Raw genomic sequence first — 19,145 nt, 5'->3', positions numbered from 1 at the left:
CGATGGGGAGGTGGCAGCCCGAAGGGCTGACGGAGGGGCCGAGCGCGCAGCGCTCGCTAACGCCCGCCGCCCCTCCACCACCGCTTCGCGGAGTGCCGGGTCGTCCAGTCCCCCGGACTGGACTTGTATTGCCGGGGGCAATCCAACCCTGCACTCCCCCTCCCCATCGCAAGTCGATGGGGAGGATCTTATGGCAGTAACCGGTCGTTTTCAGGCCTTCGTCATCCCGGACTTGATCCGGGAGCCATTGGCCGCGGCGGCGCGGTCGATCCGCGGACGATCAGTTCGTGCGGCAATTGCCGCCGCTCGATCGTCTCGCCGAATTCGAGCAGCAGGTCGGCGGCGGCGTAGCCGAGGTCGCGGATCGGCTGGCGGATCGTCGTCAGCGACGGCCAGACGACCTGCGCGAGGTCGGTGTCGTCGAAGCCCGCGACCGAGAGCTGGCCCGGCACCGACACGCCCATGCGATGCGCAGCCGCGAGCACGCCCGCGGCCATTTCGTCGCTGCTCGCGAAGATCGAGGTCGGTGGCTCGGGAAGCGCGAGCAGCGCCTCGGCCGCCGCGGCGCCCGACTGGAAATCGAACTGGCCGGGGAAGACGAGCGCGGCGTCGAACCCGATGCCCGCGCGCTGCAGCGCCTGCCGGTAGCCGGTCAGCCGCTGGCCGCTGGCGAAATAATTGGCATGCCCCGTCACCAGCCCGATGCGGCGATGGCCGAGCGAGATGAGATAGGCGGTCATGTCGTCGGCCGCCTGCACATTGTCGATGTAAACCGCCGAGGTCGCGGTGAGGTCGGTGCCCGGCTGGACGCGGACGACGGGGATCTTGCGCCGGAACAGCTCGGCGAGCGCGGTGCCGACGTCGGTCACCGGCGGGGTCATGATGATGCCGTCGAGCTGCGCCTGATCGATCAGCGCGCCGATATCGTCGACGAGGCCGGGCGAGTTGATGTCGCACGGCTGGATGATCATGCGGAAGTTCGCCTCGCGGCAGCGCTGCCCGACCCCGGCCTGCATGTTGAAGATATAATAGGGGCTGGGGTTGTCGTGGATCAGCCCGATCTGGAACGAGCGCCGACCGGCGAGCGTGCGCGCGGCGAGGCTGGGATGGTAGTTGAGGCGCGCGACCGCCTCCTCGACCTTTTGCCGCATGTCGTCGCTGACATAGCGTTCCTTGTTGAGCACGCGCGACACCGTCTTGATCGACACGCCGGCGACGCGCGAGACATCCTTGATCGTCGCCCGGGTCATGCGCGCGAGCGCTCCGTCCCCGGCTGGCAAATCCCTGTCACGGCTGCACGTCTCCCCGTTCCGGCCGATTGACCATCGCTGTCCGCTTTGGCGCGTTGCGCCACGCACCGCAAGAGAAGCCTTGCGCGCCTCCCTCGGCTCGCGATATGGCGCGATCCCATGACAGCGCTGGACAGAAACGCCGGCACCTCGATGCGGCACGCGCACTGGAACGACCTGCCGAGCGGCGGCGACCTGTTCGGCGAGCTGCATCTGGCGCAGGTCAAGGCGGGAACCGCGCCGAAGGGCAGCCTGTTTCCAGGCCTCGCTGCCTGCGCGGCGGGATCGGCGGCGGCGGCGTGGCTGTCCGATCATTATGGTTTCCCGATCATCCTGCTGGGGCTGCTGGTCGGGCTGTCGCTCAACTTCGTCTCGGCGAACGCGGTGACGCACCGCGGGCTCGATTTCGCGTCGCGCAGCTTTCTGCGCATCGGCATCGTCGTGCTGGGGCTGCAGGTCACTTTCGGGCAGATCGCGGTGCTGGGGCCGGTGCCGTTCGCGGCGCTGATCGTGATCATGACGCTGACGATGGGCGCCGGGTTCCTGGGCGCGCGGCTGTCGGGGCAGACGCCCTACGCCGGATTGCTGGCGGGCGGCGCGACCGCGATCTGCGGCGCGAGCGCGGCGCTCGCGCTCTATGGCGTGATCGGAAAGCAGAGGCTGTCGCAGGCGCAGTTCGCGCTGACCCTGGTCGGCGTCTCGCTCGCGAGCGCGCTTGCGATGACGATCTATCCGTTGCTCGCGGGCGAATTCGGCCTCGGCGACAAGCAGGCCGGCTTCCTGATCGGCGCGTCGATCCACGATGTCGCGCAGGCGATCGGCGGCGGCTACGCCTTTTCCGACGCGGCGGGAGCGAGCGCGACGATCGTCAAGCTCGCGCGCGTGGCGCTGCTCGCGCCGGTCGTCGCGCTCGTCGGGGTGCTGCTGAAGCCCGAGGGCGGTGGCGACACGCGCATCTGGCGGCGCCTCGCCCTGCCCTGGTTCATCACGGCCTTCTTTGCGATGGTGACGCTGAACAGCGTGGCACCGATCCCCGAAGCGATGCGCGCCGCCGCGCTCGCCGGGTCGAAGGCGCTGCTGCTGCTCGCGGTGACGGCGACCGCGATGCGGACGCGGCTGGAGCTGCTGCTCGAGATGGGCTGGCGCGCGGCGGTGCCGGTGTTGCTGGCGTCGCTGACGAGCTTTGCCGCGTCGCTGCTGTTCGCGCTGGCGATCGTCTGAATCGCCGCCGCGCCGGTGGCCCGAAATCGGTCTGGAAATATGGTGCCCGGGGACGGGGTCGAACCGCCGACACTGCGATTTTCAGTCGCATGCTCTACCAACTGAGCTACCCGGGCACGGCCTTCGCTAGGCCGGTCGGCCTGCAGGCGAGCGGCGGCTATAGGCACGGCTTTTGATCCTGTCCAGTGGCTTTGTTGCGCAAAATTCGCGTCTCAATCGCCCTCGAAACCGCCGTCGCCGGTGCCGCCGTCGGGCCCCTCGTGCGCGGGCACGCGATAGCCCTCGTCGAACCATTGATTGAGGTCGCGGTCGCGGCAGCCGCGGCTGCAGAAGGGGCGATATTGCTGGACGCGCGGCTTGCCGCAGAGCGGGCATTTGCCGGGTTTTGCAGAGGTTTCACTGGGCATGGCCCACTCCTTTCATCTCGGCGGCGCGCGCCAGCTCGACCGGGCGACCGCTGCGGCGTTGCAACTCGGCGATCCATTGCGGGTGCGCGGCGATATGGTCGGCAACGGCCGCGCGCGCGGTGAGTTGCAGCACGCCCGCGCCGCGCGCGCGTTCGGCCTGGCGGAGCAGCAGCGCGGCGTCGGTCGCGACGGGATCGAATCGCACCTGCTCGATCAGCGACGGGCGTTCGCGGCGGCGGATGATCTGCAAGAAACCGAAGCCGTTGATCGCGGTGCGCTCGAAAGGCGGCGGCAACAGCTCGTCGACCAGCGCATCGATCGCCTGCCGCTCGGCGCGGCCGCCAAGCGACGGGAAGTCGATGCCGATCGATCCGCCGACGTCGCAGCAACGGATGAGGCGCAGCGCGGCGGCGCCCCCCGCCTTCGCCAGCGCGAACGCATCGCCCTCGCCGTCGATGTCGATCAGCAGCATCGCGGGGGTCGCGTCGACCCACAGCGCGCCGCCCGGAAAGGGGACGTGACCGGTGCGGACCCGGTCGATCAGTTCGGACCAGCCCGCCTCCTCCAGCCGGTCGGGACCGGGATGCGACACATCGGTAACTGGCGTACCGCTCGCCGCGATCCGGGCGCGCAGGTCGGGCCCATCCGCCGACGCCGCATCGGTGATGCGCGCCCGCGCCGGCTTGTCGCGCCCGCGTTCGCTGAGCGCCATCCGAACGATCTCGACGTTGAGGCGCGCGCCTATCGATGTTCCGGGCGGGACCGACGCCAGCGTCGCCTGCGGCGCGCCGGGCAGGTCGAGCGTGACGCGCGCGCCCCTCCCCGCCTCGACCAGCCGCGCCGCCACGACCGCCCCGACGCGCGGCCCTTCGCCGTCGCGCTCGATCCGCGCTTCGATGATCTCTCCGTCCTCGACGAGCGCGGCGCGGCGCTCGCCGATGCCGTCCTCGTACAGCCACTCAGCCAAGCGGCACCCCGGCGGCCGTCAACAGCGCCCGCGTCTCGAACAGCGGCAGGCCGACGACGTTCGAGTGGCTGCCCGACAGGAAGCGCACGAAGACCTCGGCCTTGCCCTGGATGGCGTAGCCCCCGGCCTTGCCCATCCCCTCGCCGCTGGCGACATACCAGTCGATCTCGGCCGCGCTCAGCGCCTTGAAGGCGACGATCGTGTCGACAACGCGGACGCGCGGCCTGCCGTCGGCGCCGACGACGCAGACGCCCGACCAGACGTGATGACGGCGGCCCGACATCAGCGCCAGCATCCGTCGCAGATCGGCCTCGTCGGTGGGCTTTTCGAGGATGCGGCGGCCGACCGCGACGGTCGTATCGCCCGCGAGCACCACTTCGCCCGCCGCGCGTTCGACCGCCAGTGCCTTCGCTTCGGCAAGCCGCGCGACATAGGCGCGCGGCAGCTCGCCCTTCAGCGGGCTCTCGTCAATTTCCGGAGCAGCGATGCGCGCCGGCGTCAGGCCGATCCGCGCCAGCAGTTCGCGCCGGCGCGGCGAGGTCGATGCCAGTACCAGCGCGGGAGAGGTCGCCGCGCCGCTCACTTGAAGCGATAGGTGATCCGACCCTTGGTCAGGTCATAGGGGGTGAGCTCGACGAGCACTTCGTCGCCCACCAGAACGCGGATGCGGTTCTTGCGCATCTTGCCGGCCGTGTGGCCCAGAATCTCGTGGTCGTTTTCCAGCTTCACGCGGAACATCGCGTTGGGGAGCAGTTCGACCACCTGGCCGCGCATTTCCAGAAGTTCTTCTTTCGCCATCTATCCTCTAGGGGCTCGAAATATCGGGATGCGGGCCCATAACGCCAAATTGCGGCAATTGAAAGCAATCTGTCACAGCCGTCATGCGACGATGCCGAGCTTTCGCGCGACGCGCCAGCCGACGGTCTTGGCCCACGCATAACTCGGCCAGCGCGGCGGCATCTTCGGGTCGAGGCCGATGCGGCGGAGCGCGGCGTTGGCGGCGTGCGCCTCGGACTCGCGGTAGCTCCATTCGCTGCGCCAGGTGATCGACAGCGAGATCGAGGGCGCGTCGCCATTGGCGACGAAATGCGGCGCCATCACCGGCATCAGCACCGCGTCGCCGGGGCCCAGCGGCACCTGCTGTGCGGCGCCGAGATAGTCGTCCCGCCACGGCAGGTTGCGATGCCCGCCGGTGTGATAGCGCTCGTGCTGGGTGCGGTGCGCAAAGCGTTCGTCGCCCGAGGGCCAGACGTGCATCACCTTGGTCCCGCGCAGCTGGAGCAGGATATTATGTTCGGGGTCGAAGTGGAACGGGGTGATCGATCGCGGCGACGAGATGAAGATGAAACCCTGCGGCGTCAGCATCGCGCCGGTGCGCGGTTCGACCACCGGCGCCAGTTCGCCGAGCAGGTCCATCAGCAGCGCGCGATAGTCGGGCACCGTCTCTATATTCTTGAGCACTGCCCAGCTTCCATTGGTGTCGATGGTGCGGATTGTCTCCCCAATCGACAGGCCGTTCGAGGGCACATCCTCGGGCGCGATCCCGATCGGCACGTCGCCCGGATTATATTCGACCTGGCCGACCGGCAGGCTTTCACCCAGCGCCGCGAGCGCGTCGAGCGACAGCAGGCGATGTTCGGGCAGGCGGTGGTGCAGCAAGCCCGCCTGCGCCGGATAGAGCGTTTCCATCCGCGCAAGTGTTTCCGCGGGAAACACGCGCCGGTCGATGGCGGGCTGGTCGAGGATGGGTTGGCCGGTCATGGCTGGTCTTCTACCTTCGCAGCGGGGCGTTTCCAACGCCGCCATAGTCGTTCGGCCGTCGCGAGCGCCCGGAAGCGCAGCCGGTCGCCGCTGCCGCCGAGCGGCGCGTTGACCCAGACGAGATGGCGCCGCTCGCGCCAGACGCTGTCGATCATCGGATGGCCGGGCGCCGCGCAACTGTCGACCCATGCGATGCGCGGATCGTCCAGCAGGTCGAGGTTCGCCTGCTGGAGCAGGACGCCGGGCGAGAAGCGGGCATAATCCTCGTCGAACGCGGTCTTGAACGAGAAGGCGCCGGGGACGGCGAGGAAATTGACGAGCATCGCGAGCGGGCGATCGTTCAGCACCAGCGCGCGCATGTCGAGCCTGCCCGCCGCCGCGGCCGCCGCGACGATCGCGCGGAACCATGCCTCGGTATCGCCGTGGCTGGCGAGCGCCGATCCCGCGCGCCCCTTCCACCCGCGCGCCTCGAGGTCGAGGAAAGCGCCGATCCATTGTTCTATCGGCTCCTCGCCGGTCCAGCGGCGGACGGAGACGCGCCCCTCCTCCGCAAGGCGGCTTGCCTGCCGGCGCAGCTCCTTGCGCTTCTTCGCGCGCACCGCGACGTCCCAATAGGCGGCCGGGGAAAGATCGCTCTCGAGCAGCGCGCGCTCCTCGCGGTGGACGATCTCCGCCGCCGCGCCGCGATCGCGCGACACGTCGGCGAGCGCGCGGTGCAGCGGCGCATCCCCGGTCAGGCGCGGCACATGGATCAGCGTGTGCGCCCAGCCCGCCGCATCGCACCAGCCGAGCAGGATCGACCAGAACAGATGCTCCATCCCCGCCCGCACGAGCGGCGCTCCGTGGAAATGATTGGGATGCGCCCAGCCGGTGACGTGGCGCAGCGGCAAGGGTCCGTATTTGACCGCCGAGGCGAGCGGCATCACGCCGATCAGGGGCCCGTCGCGGCCGCCCATCACCATGACCAGCCGCGCCTCGCGCGCGGGGTCGAGCAGGTGGAGCGCGGGTTGCAGGCACCAGCGCTCGACGAACGGGTTGGGCTCGCTCGCCTCGTCGGCAAGCCCGTCCCACGCCGCGGCCAGGTCGTCGGACAGCGCCAGCGGGTCGACGATGCGCACCGCGAGCGGCGCCGAATCCGGAGCTGCGGCGGCGGTGGCCGGAAAGGCTGGATAGACCGTCATCGCCGGTTATCCTAGCATCGAAGCGTTAAGAGGAGATGGCAATTCGTCCAGGTCCCGCCCGGCAAGCGGGAGGGGAAACTATATCCCGAACAGCCTCGCCAGCGACTTTTCGAGCATGAAGAATTGCCAGATCAGCCTCCCGTGATCGCGGCGTCCCGACTGGTGCGCGGCGACGATGCGTTCGATTTCGGCCATGTCGAACCAGCCCGACCGCGCGAGCGTCGCCGACGCCGCGAGCGCCTTTGCCTGCGCCGCGAGCGGCCCGCGGAACCATTGCGTCACCGGCGTCACAAAGCCCATCTTCGGCCGGTAGAGGATATCGTGCGGCAGATAGCGTTCCATCGCCTGCTTGAGGATAGCCTTGCCCGTCCCGCCCTTGACCCGCATCGACGCGGGCAGGCTCGCGGCGAATTCGATCAGGCGATAGTCGAGCAGCGGCTCGCGCGCCTCGAGGCTGACCGCCATGCTCATCCGGTCGGTCTTGGTCAGGATGTCGCCGGGCAGCCAGATCATCAGGTCGGCATATTGCGCCCGGTCGAGCGGCTCGCGCGCGGACGCCTCGCTCATCGCCTTCCAGTAGCGCGCTTCGGCGATATGGTCGCCGAGCGCATGGACCGCGGCGTCGTTGTAGAGCCGCGCGCGCTGCGCGGGACCGGTCACGCCGACCGCCTCGGCATAAGCCTCTGTCCCGCCCTTCGACAGACCGGCGAGCGTCGCGCGCGCGCGCAGCGGACGCGGCGCCCAGTCCATCTGCGGCCAGACGCGCGACAGCGGGCCGAGCAGGCCGCGCCGCAGCACGCCGGGGATGAGGCCGCGCAGCCGCTCCTCCTGATGCTGGAATACCAGGCGGCGGTATCCCGCGAACGCCTCGTCGGCGCCGTCGCCCGAGAGCGCGACGGTGACCTGCTCGCGTGCGAGTTCGCAGACGCGGTAGGTCGGCAGCGCGCTCGCGTCGGCGAAGGGTTCGTCGAACATGTCGGCGATCCTGTCGACGAGCGCGAAATCGGCGGCGGCGACGGTGCGCGTCCGGTGATCGGTCGCGAAGCGTTCGGCGATCGCTTGCGCATAGGCCGTCTCGTCGAGCGCCGCCTGGTCGAAGCCGATCGTGCAGGTCTTGACCGCCTTCGCGCTTGCCTCCGCCATCAGCGCGACGACCGCGCTGCTGTCGACCCCGCCCGACAGGAAGGCGCCCAATGGCACGTCGGCCACCATGCGGTCGGTGACCGCGGCGCGCATCAGGTGGACGAGATGCTCGGCGGCCTCGGCCTCGCCGACGCGGACGCGCCGCGAAAAATCGGGCGCCCACCAGCGCTGCGGCGCCGGGAACGGCTTGCCGCGTTCGAGGAGGAGGAAGTGCCCTGCGGCCAATTTCTCGACCCCCGCGACGATGCAGTTATCGTCCGGGACATAGCCCAGCGCGAGAAAATCCTCGACCGCGGCGAGATTGGGCTCGTGCCGCAGCAGCGGATGGCGGAGCAGCCCCTTGAGCTCCGACGCAAAGGCGATCGACCCGTCGGACAGCCGGACATGGTGGAGCGGCTTCACCCCCAGCCGGTCGCGCGCGAGGAACAGGCAGCCGCGCGCATGGTCGTGGATGGCGAAGGCGAACATGCCGTTCAGGCGCGACAGGCATTCGACGCCCCACTGCCGCCACGCCGCGAGGATCACCTCGGTATCGCCGCTGGTGCGGAAGCGGTGGCCGCGATCCTCGAGCTCGGCGCGCAGCTCGCGGAAATTGTAGATTTCGCCGTTGTAGGTGATGGTGACAATTTCGTCGTCGCTCGCCATCGGCTGCAGGCTGCCCGCGATATCGATGATCGACAGGCGGAGGTGGCCGAAACCGACGCCGGGCGCGGTCCAGGTGCCGCTGCCGTCGGGGCCGCGATGCGCCATCGGGTGGAGCATCGCGCGAAGCCGCGCGGGATCGACCGGCTTCGCCGTCTCCAGATGATAAATTCCCGCGATCCCGCACATATAGAAAGCGGCCTTAACGCGTTTCGAGCGCGCGGTCAGCCATCGCCTGCGCTCCACCCGACGCGGAAACGAAAGCAGCGATCGCATCGCGGCCGCCGTGCGCCGCTTCGGCGGAGACGATCAGCGACAGCGCGCGGGGGTCGCCGCCGAACAGGCGCGCCTTCAGCCCGGCCAGTTTCGCGGTCCGCGCGCTGCCCGTTGCGGTGCCGTCCACGACATACCAGCTCGCGGCGTCGCGCAGCAGCGGGCCGGGGTGGAGCAGGCGTTCGGTCTTGCCGCCGTCGATGGCCGGGAGCGCGGCGCTCCACGCCCATTTGCCGTCGGGATCGACCGCGCCCTGCCCGAAGGCGGCGACCTCGCGCCCCTCGCCCTGCCGTTCATAGCCGCCGATCGCGACCGTGACGCGCTTCCCCTGTCGATCGGCGAAATGGCGGACGACCCGCCGGTCGGCGCCGTCGAAGCGGGGCTGCCACGCGACGGACTCGGGCGTTGCGGCGGTCCATCCGGCCGGGGCCGCGACCGCGATCGTTGCGGGCAACTCTGCCGTGCGCCCGCCGACGAGCGACGCCCAGCCGACAAAAAGCAACGGAATGGCGATCGCCCCGCACAGGACAGCCGCCGCGTGACCGGCGCGGCGCGGCGTGCCGCCCAGCCCGCCCACATCGACCGCGACATCGTTCGCGGGGCGGTCGAACCAGCGCCGCGCGACAAGCATCACCAGCAGGATGACGAGGCCGAAGAATATCCAGCCGTAAAAGACATGATCGATCCCCCCTGCGGCCTCGATCCCCCAGATTTCGGCCGCGACCATCGTGCCATAGGCGCGCAGCGCGTTGGCGAGGATCGTCGTCGCAAGCGCGAGGCCGACGAACAGGATGCGCCGCGTCCAGCTTTTGAAACAGAGGTGCGCCGCGAACACCGAATAGGCGAGCATCGCGATCAGGAAATTGACCCCCGAACAGGCCTCGGCCACCTCGAAAAAGCCGGCGCGGGTGGTGATGAACACCCCCTCGATCTCGGCCGACAGCCCCGACAGATGCAGCAGCGCAAGCGCAATTTTCGCGGTGAGCGTCTGGAGCAGCGGCACCAGTTCCTCGCCGAACGGCACGAGGAGCAGCGCATAAGCGAGCGGGAACAGCAGCCCGCGCACGATCTTCGGCCCCAATGTCGCGGCCACCGCGCCCTGCAGCATCAGGACGAGGCCGAGCTGCCTGAACAGGCCCACGCCGGCCGCCTCGCCGACCAGCCACACCAGCCCCGCGCCCGCGATCCAGACCAGCGCGGGCCACCAGAAGGCGGGCGTCAGCGGACGCAGCAGCGCGGTGCGCTGCGACACCAGCCAGCCGATCATCGGCACCATCAGCAGGCAGTGGGTGAAGGTCGAGCTGTGCCACCAGATGCCGGCCATGTCGGCGGCGTCGCGGTGGAAGACCGCGAGCATTGCCGCCGCCACGCCCGCGAGCGCGGCAAGGTGGCGCTGCCAGCGCGTCCACTCCCGCGGGCGGGCGATGGCGGGCGCCGTCATGCCGCGAGCCCCAGCAGGCGCGCGAGCGGCGCGAGCCTTGCATCCCAGCCGTAGCGCGCGATCATTTGCGTCCGTGCCGCCCTTCCCATCGCGGCGGCGGCGGCGGGGTCGTCGAACAGGCGAACGACGGCGTCGGCCATCGCATCGGCCCCGTCGGCGACGAGCAGATGCTCGCCCGGCGCAGCGTCGATCCCCGTCGCGGCGGCGGCGCTCGCGACCACGGGGCGCGCCATCGCCATCGCCTCGAGCAGCTTGTTCTGAACCCCGCGCGCGAGGAGCAGCGGCGCGACCACCGCATCGGCGGCGGCGAGCCACGGCCGGACGTCGGGCACCTCGCCGGTGACGGTCACGCCGGGCAGCGTTTCGAGCGCGCGCACCTCTTCGGCCGGCGCGCGGCCGACGATCGCGAAGCGCGCTTGCGCGTGATGCCGGCGGATGCGCGGCAGGATATCCGACGCGAACCAGCGCACCGCGTCGATGTTCGGCCGATAGTCCATCTGGCCGGTGAAGACCGCGAGCGGGCCGTCGCCCTCGCCCACGCGGTCGAACGGCAGCGCGGGATCGAAATGGCCGGTGTCGATGCCGTTGCCGACGGCATGCACCGTGTCGGCGCCGAGCCCGCTGCGCGCCCGGAACAGCGCCGCCTCGGCCTCGCTGACGAACAGGCTGGCGTCGACGGCGCGCGCGACCTTGGCCTCGAATGCACCGAGCCTCCGCGCCTCGCGCGCATGGACCCAGTGGAGCGGTTGGCGCTTGTCCTGCTCCGCATAAGTGGCGAATTTCGCCGAATCGACGTCGACGAAATCCATGACCACCGGGCCCGCGAACCCGGCGGGCAGATATTGCGCCATCTGCCCCGAGAAGGCGACGATATGGCTCACCTTGCCCAGCGCGAGCAGCGCGCCGACATGCTCGGCGAGCGCCGCGCTCCAGAACAGGCGGTTCGACACCGGTTCGCCGCGCAGCACCGCCGACGCAAGCGCGACCGGGCGCGAGACGGTGCGCACTTCGATGCACAGGCTCTTGCAAAGCGGGGCAAGTTTCGCCTCGGCGATGGCCGCATCCTCGGCCGTGTCTGCGAGCGCGGCGACGTGGACGGGCGCGAGCTTCGCCAGCGCCTGGACCATGTGCCAGCTGCGGATGCGGTCGCCGCGGTCGGGGGGCCAGGGCGCGCGGTGAACCAGAAACAGGATCTCGACCATCACCCCAGCCCGCGCGCGATCAGCGGGCCGATGCGGTTCGCCGCCCACAGCGGGAGCTTCTTCCAGAGGTCGACCTGCAGCCGGTATTTGGCGCTGGTCGGGTTGGTATCGCGCGGGCGTTCGCCGGGCGCGAGCCAGCGCGCATAGACGAGCGGTTCGGGCTCGAAGCCCCAATTCTTCTTGTACGCGAAAGGACCGGTACCGAGTTTCGAGCGGCCGAAATCGAAGCGCGTGCAACCCTTTGCCCGCGCGTGGCGCATCAGCGCGAAATACATGAGCTCGTTGGCGCGCAGCCTGCGCGCGTCGGCGGTGCCGCCGCCCCAATAGGGCATCACCGTACCGCGCCAATAGAGGCTGAGCACGCTCGCGACCGGCGCGCCGTTCGCGCGCACGGTCAGGATATCGGCATCCGCGCCGAACGCGTCGAGCACCGCGTCGAACAGCGGCTTCGGAAAGACCGGGGTGCCGAGGTTGCGGACGCTTGTCGCATAGATGCGATAATGGTCGCAGCGTTCGGCCGCGTCGGCGCCGGTCGTGACCGTCAACTCGCTTTCGAGCGCCTTGCGCACTTCGGCGCGCTGTTTGCGCGGGATGGCGAGCAGTTCGGCGTCGTCATCGGCGGCAAGGCCGCGCGCGAAGCCCGCATAGACGCCCTCTTCGCGGTGCCAGCCCTCGCCCTCGGGCTGCGGGCCGCCGCGCAGCTCGACCGACGGCACGCCGAGCGATTTCGCCATGTCCGCCGCGCCACCCGCGAGCGTCGCGGCGGTCGCGGGATCGTCGGCGAGCAGGCCGCCGCCGACCGCGAAGCCGCTGCCGACGAGCGCCTGGCCGAACAGCGGCGAGCGAATGTGATGGAGCGGCAGCAGCCCCGCAAGCACGCCGCCCGCGCCGCGCGCGGTCAGAAGGTGGCAGCGATGGCCCGTCGCGCGCGTGATCGCCTCGCACCACGCGCGGCTGTGGAAGGGCGTCGCGTCTGGATGCGCGGCGACATAGGCATCCCACGCGTCGGCATCGGCCAGCGGCACCGGCGGCTGGACCGGCGCGTTCACGCCGCGGCGCGCCACGGCTGCGCGCGCTCCTGCTGCGCAGGCAGCAGCGTGTCGGCGCGGGTCCATTCGAAATCGGCGAGCAATTTCTTGAGCTTGCCGACCATCGCTGAAAGACCGGTGTAGTGGCGGATCCTCGACCTCACCGGCGCATCGGCGACGCGCGGTTGGCCGGGATCGATCTCCCACGGATGGAAATAGAGGATCGCGGGGTGCCCCTCGGCGTTCATCCGCTCGATCGCCCAGCGCGTGAAGCCATAGGGCAGCAGGCGCATGAAGCCACCGCCGCCCGCCGCGAGCGTGCGCCCGGCAAAGCGCGCGGTGGTCACCGGCCATTCGACGAGGTCGCTGTCGGGGAGCGGGCGCCAGGCGTGGCGCGGGCTTTGCGGCCAGCCATAGTGGTCGTGGACGACGGGTGCGACGCTCGACGAATAGGCATAGCCCTGTTCGGCGAGCACGGCGTGCGCCCACGGCGTGCGCGTATCGACCGAGAAGCTGGGCGCCCGATAGCCGCGGATCGCGACCCCGCCGAGGTCTTCGAGGATCGCCCGCGCCTGTTTGAGGTCCGCAGCGAACGCGTCGGCGGTCATGTTGAAAACGCGCTTGTGATCGTAGCCGTGGCTGGCAAGCTCGTGCCCAGCATCGACGATCCGCCGGATCAGCGCCGGATAGCGTTCGGCGACCCAGCCGAGCGTGAAGAAGGTGCCCTTGGCGCCCGCATCGGCGAAGATTTGCAGCACCGCGTCGCAATTTGCCTCGACCCGGCATTCCAGCGTCGGCCAGTCGGCACGGTCGATCGTGCGCTCAAAGGCGCCGACCTGGAACCAGTCCTCGACATCGACCGACAGGCCGTTCTGCATTTTTCCTCACCTTCGCCGATCTTCTAGTGCGGGATCGGCTCCGAGTAAAAGATGTGTTACCCCGCGAAGGCGGGGGCCCATCACCGGTCGATGCCAATCTTCCGGCTCCGGATGATGGTTCCCCGCCTTCGCGGGGAAACGCCTTATCGATTGGCGCCGTCCGGGATCGTCACGCGGCCCAAACCTGCGAATTTTGCGGGTTGGGCGAATTTTCGGGATCGCGTTCGACCCATTCGATGAGCAGGTCGAGCACACGGCGGAGCGCCGCATCCTGTTCGACGAGCCGCGCCTCGAGGCTGGCGATCTGGTTTTGCAGCTCGGCGATCCGGGCATCCTGGACGGCCGAGGCCTGAGCGACGGGTTCGGAAACAAGCTCGATCCCGTCGTCGGCAGCGGCTGGCGTCCCGGCCTGATCGGCGACGAGCGTCCGCGCCGCGGCGAAATCGGCGGGCGCGGCAAAGGGCGGGCGGCCGTCGCTCGCGGCGCCGGCTGCCGCCTGCGGCGCCGCGACCGCGGCGGCGGCGTGGGCGACGACCTCCTCGACCGGCAGCGGGGCCAGGCTCGCCTCGTCGATCCCGCGATCGGCCTCGATCTCGCCGATCACGTTGCGGACATGCTGCGCCGAAATGCGGTGCAGTTCCTCGACCGCACCGAACAGCAGCAGGCGGCTGACCAGCACGTTCAATTTGCGCGGCACGCCGTCGCTATAGTCGTAGATCAGCTCGAACGCCTCGGGCGCGAAGCTGGGATTGCCCGTCCAGCCGACCTTCTTGAGGCGGTGGAGGATATAGGGTTCGACCTCCTCGGGCTCCATCGGGTCGAGGTGATGCGTCGCGATCACCCGCTGGCGAAGCTGTTCCAGCGCGGGCGTGTGGAACAGGGTCTGGCGGAATTCGGGCTGGCCGAGCAGGAAGATCTGCAGCAGCGAATGGTCGCCGAGCTGGAAGTTCGACAGCATCCGCAGCTCTTCGAGCGCCGAGATCGCGAGATTCTGCCCCTCGTCGACGATCAGCAGGGTGCGGCGCCCGGCGCGCGCCTGTTCGCGCAGATATTGCTCGATCGAGCGGAGCAGCTCGGCCTTGCTCTGCTCTTCCCACTCGATCCCGAATTGTTCGGCGACGAGGCGGAGCAGGTCGTCGCCCTCGACCTGCGTCGACACCAGCTTGACCGCGGTCAGGCGGTTGGGATCGATCGTGTTCATCAAATGGCCGACGAGCGTAGTCTTGCCGGCGCCGACGTCGCCGGTGATGACGATGAACCCCTCGCCCTGCGCGAGACCGTAGCCGAGATAGGACATCGCCTTGCGGTGCGTGCCGCTCTCGAAATAGAAAGCCGGATCGGGCGTCAGCTGGAAGGGCCGACCGGTGAAACCATAATATTGATCGTACATCGACATTCCCCGATCAGAAATTGTACCGCAGGCCCACCAAAGCCGAACCGATCAGGCGGCTGTTGAAGCCGTCCTGGTCGAACGCGCTCAGCGCCGCCGCCGCGCTGCCCGTCAGCGAGCGCCAGATGCGCCGCGAATAGGCCGCCGAAATCCCGGCCGACTGGACATCGCCCGACCCCGGCGCGCCATTGTCGTAATAGTTCAGATAACCCGCAATGCTGAGATCCGAATCGGCATCGAGCTGGCGCCCCGCGGTCAGGAAGAGATAATAGCTCTCGTCCTTCGTCCCATCGAGATAGGCGAGCGGCGACGCGGCGGGCACGAGCAGGCGGCGGCGGTCGTAGCCGACGCCGACGCCGTAGCTCCAGCGGCCGTAGGTCGAGCTGAGGATCGCCTGCACGCCGCGGTTGCGATACTGGAACGTCCCCGCATTGCCGAGCTGGTTGTTGAGGCAGCCGCCGGTCTGTTCGCCGAAGACGCAGGTGTTGACCTCGCCGCTCACCGGGTTGCGCGTCGGGTCGAACTGCGTCGGCAGCGCTGCGAGGCCGGTCGACAGCCCGCGACCGAAGCTCGACAGCCCGTCATAGACGCCGACCTGGACCAGGGTCGCATGGTCGGGGCGATAGGCGAAGCTGCCGGTATAGACGGTATCGCCATAGCGGCGGCCGACGCGCGCGGTCAGCGAGGTGCGGCGGCTCGGCTGCCACATCACGCCCGCGTCCCAGATCAGCCCGTCGACGTCGAACGAAAGCTGGCGCGGGCTCGATGTGTCGGTGACATAGCGGCCGTTCGCGTCGAGCACCGGCACGCCGTTCGCATCGACCACGGGGTCGCGCTGGCCGATCTCGACATCCTCGTAACCGACGCCCCCGAGCAGCGCGACGGTGGGCGAGATCGGGACGGTGATGTCGGCGCGGGCGTATTTGCCGTCGAAACGCTGGTCGAGCTGGCTTGCATCCTCGCGCTCCCAGCCGCCCGAGAGCTGCCAGCCGAACGGCAGGTCGCCCGGCCGCTGGCCGATGCTGCCCCACGCGACATGGTTGGTCGAATGGTCGAAGACATCGCGCGGCTGGACGCCGGGCGCAAGCACCGCGGGATTGTCGACCTCGACCTTCGTGTAGCCGAAGCGATAGCCGGCGCCGACGTCGAGGTTGCCGATGCGCCGCGCGAAGGTCGGCCCGGCGTAGAAGGAATAGAGGTCGGCGACATTGGTCCCGCCCCCGATGAAGAAGCCGCCGTCGGCGCCCTGCCCGTCGGCGCGCGCGCGCGTCGCGAGCGCCCCGGCTTCGAGGTTCAGCCCCTGCGCGGCTTCGAGGCGGCCGCGCACGAGGCCGCTCAAGATATCGGCGTCGCTGAGCCCGCCGCTTTCGCCGAAGCGATGTTCGTAGCGGATCGTCCCCGCAAGCTCGGCGCGGCGCGTCACGATCGCCGCGTCGACCCCGACCGCGACGGTCGTGTAGGTCAGGACATCGCCGTCGCCGCCCTTCAAGTCGGCGGTCAGCACCTGATCGACCTCGAGATAGGGACTGACGTCGACCTGCCGCTGGCGCTTCTTGCGTTCGCCGCGCTTCGCCTTGCGGCCGGTTTCGGACGCCGAAGGCGCGCTGCTCGCGCCCGCATCGCTGGACGCGGCGCCGGGATCGCCGGAGAATTGCGCCGCAGCGCTCGTCGCGGTTCCCGCGAGCAGCAACGCGGCAAGCGCTGCCCCTGTACGCAAGGTGAAACGGGGAGACATCACGCACCGCCTCCCTGGCCGTAATAGGTGCCGAAGCGGCGGCCGCCGGGCGAGAATTTCACGCCGTTGAGCAGCAGCTGGATGTGCGGGCACGCGCCCATCAGGCCGATCGCGTCGCGCAGCGCGCTTTCCATCGTCTGGTCGGCGCGGACGACCATGATGAGCTGGCCGACATGGCCCGCGAGCACCGCCGCGGGCGAGGCCGCGAGGACCGGCGGCGAATCGAGGATGACGATCCGGCCCGGCGCGCCCTGTTCGAGCTGCGCGAGCAGCGATTCGGTGCGCGCCGAGGCGAGCAGTTCGGTATCGTGCATATGCTGCGTGCCCGCAGGCATCACCTTCAGCCCCGGAATGTCGGTCTGGATCAGGCAGTCGGCGAGCGGCAGATGCGGATCGGCGAGCGCATCCATCAGCCCGGGGCCGTTTTCGAGGCCGAGCGTTTCGAGCACGCTCGGCTTCGCGATATCGGCGTCGATCAGCAGCACGTCGTGGTCGGCCTCGACCGCGAGGCTGAGCGCGAGGTTGACCGCGGTGAAGGTCTTGCCCTCGCCGGGGTTCGCCGAGGCGATCAGCACGCGGTGGCCGCGCGGCACGACCGGGCGGTTCGCGGTCCCCGCGAAATTGCGGATGATCTCGCGCTTCACGATGCGATATTCCTCGGCGATGCCGGTCACCGGCGCGCCGGGCACGACCATGCCGCGCGCGGCGAGCCGGTCGCGATCGATGCGGCCGTGGCGCGCGGGCTCGATCGCGGGCGCCGCCTTCGCGACATGCTTGCGCGGCGAGGGTTTGGCCGGCGCGGGTTCGACAACAGGCGTCACGTCGATCGCGGGTTCGGGGGCGATGTCGGGCGGCAATATTTCGGCGGCGGGTTCGGCCTTCGCCTTGCGCGCGCGCTTCTCGGGTTCGGGCGGCAGTTTCGACACGTCGATCGTCGACGCGTTTTTCGCGGGATCGAGGCCGAACATGTCGGCGGCGCGTTCGAGCAGTGAGGGCTGGCGCTTGACGGGGCGTTGGTCGTTCATGTCCTCTTCCCCGCTCACGCGACCATGCCGCGCTGGACGAATTCGGCGATCAGCAGCAGCGCATAGAGGCCGACGAGCGCCCCCGCTCCGCTGGCGAGCCACACCAGCCTTTTCCGGCGTTCGACATGGCGGTCGGGCGTCACCACCTCGGTGATCGATCCGATCACCGGCAGCCCGCTCGCGCGTTCGAGTTTCGCGGCGGTGGCATAGCTCGGGCGGACCTGCGCGAGGCCGAAGGCCGCCCCGATGCCGCCACCGATCCCCGCCAGCAGCACCAGCGTCAGGAACAGCGGCCGGTTCGGCGCCGCGGGGCTGGTCGGCTTCGACGGCGGATCGAGCAGTTCGATCTTGATCGCGTCGGTTTCGGTCTGCGCGTCGCCGCGCAGCCGCACCTGCTCGCGCTGGGCGAGCAGCTTGTCATATTGCGCCTTGGTCGCGGTATATTCGCCGTTGATCCGGTCATATTCGGCGGCGACGCCGGGGTTCTGGATCTGCTGCGAGGTGATGCGCGCGATGTCGCCCATCAGCTGCGACTTGCGCGCGGTCAGCGCGCTGACCGTCGCCTGGCGCTCGGCGCGCATCGCGGCAAGCGAGGCATAGGCGGGATTCTGCATCCCGCCGCCGCCGCCGCCACCGCCGCTGCCTTCGCGGTCGGCGATGGCTTTGAGCGACGCGATCTGGCTCTTCAACGCGATGACGTCGGGATGCGCATCGGTCAGCCCGCGCGCGCGCATCGAGGAAAGTTCGTTCTGCGCCCCGGCAAGCTGCTGGCGCGCGACGCTTCCGCCCACCGCGCCGCCGGCGCCGGGGATCGACTGCGGGGTCGAGGCAAGCTGGCCGTTCGCGGCTGCAAGCTGCGCCTGCGCCGAGACGAGCTGGCTGTCGATCTGGCCGAGTTCGGCGCGCGCCGCCTCGACCCGCTGCGCGGGCGAGCCCGTGCCGCCAGGGATCAGGCCGATATTCTGCGCCTCGAACGCGGCGCGGCGCGCCTCGATCTCGCGCAGGCTCTTTTCACGGTCGGCGATCTGCGCGTCGAGGAATTTCAGCCCTTCGCGCGTGTTGACGCGGCCGCCGCGCAACTGGTCGTCGCGGAACACGGTGATCAGGCTGTCGAGTATCCCGCTCGCGAGTTTCGCATTGTCGGCGTCGGACAGGCTGCCGATCCCGACCGACGAGGTCAGCTCGAAGATATTCTGCTGCTGCGGCACGACCTTGATATTCTGCTGCAGCATCGCGACCGCCCCCGCCTTGTCGCGCTCGCCGGCATCGGCGCCGATCAGGCCGGTGGTCGCCGCGACCTTTTCGAGGTTGCGCGCGCTGGTCAGCGTCTCGCGAATCTGGTCGATCTGCTGTCCGCCGCCGAGCGAGCCGCCGGTGCCGTCGTCGGGCAGGATCTGGTTGACGTCGACGAGCAGCCGCGCGCGGCTGTCATAGCGGTTGGGAATCGACGCGACCGCGAGCCAGCCGAGGATGCAGATGCCCCACGCGACCGCGAGCACGAGCCAGCGGCGCGTCCAGACGCTGTGCACCGCCACCCGGATTTCGTCGTAAAGGCCGTTCAT

At 69.7% G+C, this 19,145-nt stretch carries 17 protein-coding genes and 1 tRNA gene; 1 reads left to right on the top strand and 17 read right to left on the bottom strand.

Annotated features, from left to right (window positions below):
* Positions 1-221: 221 nt before the first annotated feature.
* Entirely contained in the window at positions 222-1,250 is a 1,029-nt protein-coding gene (locus J1N50_RS12380) for a LacI family DNA-binding transcriptional regulator (protein ID WP_215353885.1), read from the bottom strand.
* Between the two features lie 159 nt (positions 1,251-1,409).
* Between J1N50_RS12380 and J1N50_RS12375 the strand changes: the two genes are divergently transcribed.
* The gene (locus tag J1N50_RS12375) at positions 1,410-2,510 is read left to right on the top strand and encodes a YeiH family protein (RefSeq protein WP_246553452.1); all 1,101 of its coding nucleotides are present in this window, start codon (positions 1,410-1,412) and stop codon (positions 2,508-2,510) included.
* 40 nt (positions 2,511-2,550) lie between these two features.
* Here the strand turns inward: J1N50_RS12375 and J1N50_RS12370 are convergent.
* From J1N50_RS12370 to J1N50_RS12295, 16 genes are all read right to left on the bottom strand, one after another.
* Positions 2,551-2,626, bottom strand: a tRNA-Phe gene (locus tag J1N50_RS12370).
* Between the two features lie 96 nt (positions 2,627-2,722).
* Entirely contained in the window at positions 2,723-2,917 is a 195-nt protein-coding gene (locus J1N50_RS12365) for a DNA gyrase inhibitor YacG (RefSeq protein ID WP_215353884.1), read from the bottom strand.
* Positions 2,907-3,884 (bottom strand): ribonuclease, encoded by a 978-nt coding sequence (locus J1N50_RS12360; RefSeq protein ID WP_215353883.1) that lies wholly within the window; start codon positions 3,882-3,884, stop codon positions 2,907-2,909. The genes J1N50_RS12365 and J1N50_RS12360 overlap by 11 nt, the downstream gene beginning before the upstream one ends.
* A complete protein-coding gene (locus J1N50_RS12355; RefSeq protein ID WP_215353882.1) occupies positions 3,877-4,467 on the bottom strand; it encodes a Maf family protein in 591 nt (196 codons plus the stop codon). Before J1N50_RS12355 ends, J1N50_RS12360 begins: the two co-directional genes overlap by 8 nt.
* Positions 4,464-4,682: a translation initiation factor IF-1 gene (gene infA, locus J1N50_RS12350; RefSeq protein ID WP_010162480.1), complete on the bottom strand. Its 219-nt coding sequence runs from the start codon at positions 4,680-4,682 to the stop codon at positions 4,464-4,466. The genes J1N50_RS12355 and infA overlap by 4 nt, the downstream gene beginning before the upstream one ends.
* 81 nt (positions 4,683-4,763) lie before the next feature.
* Positions 4,764-5,645: a cupin-like domain-containing protein gene (locus J1N50_RS12345; RefSeq protein ID WP_215353881.1), complete on the bottom strand. Its 882-nt coding sequence runs from the start codon at positions 5,643-5,645 to the stop codon at positions 4,764-4,766.
* Positions 5,642-6,826: a GNAT family N-acetyltransferase gene (locus J1N50_RS12340; protein ID WP_215353879.1), complete on the bottom strand. Its 1,185-nt coding sequence runs from the start codon at positions 6,824-6,826 to the stop codon at positions 5,642-5,644. The genes J1N50_RS12345 and J1N50_RS12340 overlap by 4 nt, the downstream gene beginning before the upstream one ends.
* A gap of 78 nt (positions 6,827-6,904) precedes the next feature.
* Positions 6,905-8,800, bottom strand: coding sequence for an XrtA/PEP-CTERM system amidotransferase (locus tag J1N50_RS12335; protein ID WP_215353876.1), 1,896 nt, complete (start codon positions 8,798-8,800; stop codon positions 6,905-6,907).
* A gap of 13 nt (positions 8,801-8,813) precedes the next feature.
* Positions 8,814-10,325: an exosortase A gene (xrtA, locus tag J1N50_RS12330; RefSeq protein WP_215353874.1), complete on the bottom strand. Its 1,512-nt coding sequence runs from the start codon at positions 10,323-10,325 to the stop codon at positions 8,814-8,816.
* Complete coding sequence (locus tag J1N50_RS12325) at positions 10,322-11,527, bottom strand: TIGR03087 family PEP-CTERM/XrtA system glycosyltransferase (protein ID WP_215353872.1); 1,206 nt, start codon at positions 11,525-11,527, stop codon at positions 10,322-10,324. Before J1N50_RS12325 ends, xrtA begins: the two co-directional genes overlap by 4 nt.
* Positions 11,527-12,591 (bottom strand): FemAB family XrtA/PEP-CTERM system-associated protein, encoded by a 1,065-nt coding sequence (locus J1N50_RS12320; RefSeq protein WP_343227878.1) that lies wholly within the window; start codon positions 12,589-12,591, stop codon positions 11,527-11,529. The genes J1N50_RS12325 and J1N50_RS12320 overlap by 1 nt, the downstream gene beginning before the upstream one ends.
* Positions 12,573-13,433 carry an XrtA system polysaccharide deacetylase gene (locus J1N50_RS12315; RefSeq protein WP_215353868.1) on the bottom strand — a complete coding sequence of 287 codons (861 nt, stop codon included), beginning with the start codon at positions 13,431-13,433 and terminating at the stop codon, positions 12,573-12,575. Before J1N50_RS12315 ends, J1N50_RS12320 begins: the two co-directional genes overlap by 19 nt.
* Before the next feature lie 169 nt (positions 13,434-13,602).
* A complete protein-coding gene (locus tag J1N50_RS12310) occupies positions 13,603-14,823 on the bottom strand; it encodes an XrtA/PEP-CTERM system-associated ATPase (RefSeq protein ID WP_215353866.1) in 1,221 nt (406 codons plus the stop codon).
* A 13-nt stretch (positions 14,824-14,836) separates the two neighbouring features.
* Positions 14,837-16,558, bottom strand: a complete 1,722-nt coding sequence (locus J1N50_RS12305) for a hypothetical protein (RefSeq protein WP_215353886.1) — start codon at positions 16,556-16,558, stop codon at positions 14,837-14,839.
* Positions 16,558-17,583 carry an AAA family ATPase gene (locus J1N50_RS12300; protein WP_215353864.1) on the bottom strand — a complete coding sequence of 342 codons (1,026 nt, stop codon included), beginning with the start codon at positions 17,581-17,583 and terminating at the stop codon, positions 16,558-16,560. Before J1N50_RS12300 ends, J1N50_RS12305 begins: the two co-directional genes overlap by 1 nt.
* 14 nt (positions 17,584-17,597) lie before the next feature.
* The gene (locus tag J1N50_RS12295) at positions 17,598-19,145 is read right to left on the bottom strand and encodes an XrtA system polysaccharide chain length determinant (RefSeq protein ID WP_215353862.1); all 1,548 of its coding nucleotides are present in this window, start codon (positions 19,143-19,145) and stop codon (positions 17,598-17,600) included.

This window comes from Sphingopyxis soli (genome assembly GCF_018682675.1).
Lineage (GTDB): Bacteria > Pseudomonadota > Alphaproteobacteria > Sphingomonadales > Sphingomonadaceae > Sphingopyxis > Sphingopyxis soli.
This window is presented reverse-complemented; position numbering and strand designations above follow the sequence as displayed.

Bases quoted from the DNA above. Each gene is read 5' to 3' on its own strand.
- J1N50_RS12380 (WP_215353885.1), bottom strand. From the start codon at position 1,250: ATGACCCGGGCGACGATCAAGGATGTCTCGCGCGTCGCCGGCGTGTCG.
- J1N50_RS12375 (WP_246553452.1), top strand. From the start codon at position 1,410: ATGACAGCGCTGGACAGAAACGCCGGCACCTCGATGCGGCACGCGCAC.
- J1N50_RS12365 (WP_215353884.1), bottom strand. From the start codon at position 2,917: ATGCCCAGTGAAACCTCTGCAAAACCCGGCAAATGCCCGCTCTGCGGC.
- infA (WP_010162480.1), bottom strand. From the start codon at position 4,682: ATGGCGAAAGAAGAACTTCTGGAAATGCGCGGCCAGGTGGTCGAACTG.
- J1N50_RS12345 (WP_215353881.1), bottom strand. From the start codon at position 5,645: ATGACCGGCCAACCCATCCTCGACCAGCCCGCCATCGACCGGCGCGTG.
- J1N50_RS12340 (WP_215353879.1), bottom strand. From the start codon at position 6,826: ATGACGGTCTATCCAGCCTTTCCGGCCACCGCCGCCGCAGCTCCGGAT.
- J1N50_RS12335 (WP_215353876.1), bottom strand. From the start codon at position 8,800: ATGTGCGGGATCGCGGGAATTTATCATCTGGAGACGGCGAAGCCGGTC.
- xrtA (WP_215353874.1), bottom strand. From the start codon at position 10,325: ATGACGGCGCCCGCCATCGCCCGCCCGCGGGAGTGGACGCGCTGGCAG.
- J1N50_RS12325 (WP_215353872.1), bottom strand. From the start codon at position 11,527: ATGGTCGAGATCCTGTTTCTGGTTCACCGCGCGCCCTGGCCCCCCGAC.
- J1N50_RS12315 (WP_215353868.1), bottom strand. From the start codon at position 13,433: ATGCAGAACGGCCTGTCGGTCGATGTCGAGGACTGGTTCCAGGTCGGC.
- J1N50_RS12310 (WP_215353866.1), bottom strand. From the start codon at position 14,823: ATGTACGATCAATATTATGGTTTCACCGGTCGGCCCTTCCAGCTGACG.
- J1N50_RS12305 (WP_215353886.1), bottom strand. From the start codon at position 16,558: ATGTCTCCCCGTTTCACCTTGCGTACAGGGGCAGCGCTTGCCGCGTTG.
- J1N50_RS12300 (WP_215353864.1), bottom strand. From the start codon at position 17,583: ATGAACGACCAACGCCCCGTCAAGCGCCAGCCCTCACTGCTCGAACGC.
- J1N50_RS12295 (WP_215353862.1), bottom strand. From the start codon at position 19,145: ATGAACGGCCTTTACGACGAAATCCGGGTGGCGGTGCACAGCGTCTGG.